The following is a 917-nucleotide window of genomic DNA, read 5'->3' on the forward strand; positions in this document are numbered from 1 at the left end:
CAGGACGCGACCCTGCAGAACACCTTCGCCCTCGCCGCCCAGGCCTACTACGACGCCCTCGCCGCCCAGCGCAGCCTGGCCGCCTCGCGGCAGGTCGCGGCGCTGGCGGCGCAGAACCTGGAAGCCGCCGACGCCAAGTACCGGGCCGGCGCCGCCGCCCTTTCCGATCGCCTGCAGGCGCAGACCGCGCTGTCCCAGGCGAGCCTCGCCCAGGTCCGCGACGAAGGCGCCCTGAGCAACGCCCTCGGCGTCATCGCCCTGCGCATGGGCCTGGCGCCGGATACCCCGCTGCGCCTCTCCGGCGAGCTGGAGGCGCAACCCGACACCGGCTTCGTCAAGGCCATCGACGAGATGCTCGCCGAAGCCCGCCGCGAGCATCCGGCACTGCTCGCCGCCCAGGCGCGGCTGAAGGCCGCCGCCGCCTCGGTGGAGGAAAGCCGCGCCGCCGGCCGGCCGAGCCTGGCGCTGAGCGCCAACCTGGCACGCAGCCACAGCGACCAGGCGATGGCCTTCAACGGTGACACCCGCGAACGCGACCGCAGCATCGGCCTGCAACTGAACATCCCGTTGTTCGAAGGCTTCGAACGCACCTACCAGGTCCGCAACGCCCTGGCCCGCCGCGAAGCCAGCGAAGCGGAGCTGGCCGACACCGAGCAGCAGGTTTCGCTGGAGGTGTGGAACAACTACCAGTCGCTCAGCGTCGAGACCCGCAGCCTGGCGCGCACTCGCGAACTGGTCGAACAGTCGCGGCAAAGCCTGGAGGTGGTGCAGGGCCGCTACCGCTCAGGGGTCGGCAGCATGATCGAGCTGCTCAACGCCCTGACCGCCTACGCCAGCGCCGAGGACCAGCACATCCGCGCCCTCGGCAACTGGCAGACCTCGCGCCTGCGACTGGCGGCGAGCCTCGGTCGCCTGGG

General features: G+C 72.1%; 1 protein-coding gene. It reads left to right on the top strand.

Translation table 11 applies throughout. The annotated features are described in order from the left end of the window. Window positions 1-917, top strand: a 917-nt coding sequence (locus AC4OR5_RS30910; protein WP_458420933.1) for a TolC family protein, incomplete at both ends; no start/stop codon positions are given.

This window comes from Pseudomonas sp. YA1 (genome assembly GCF_058680555.1).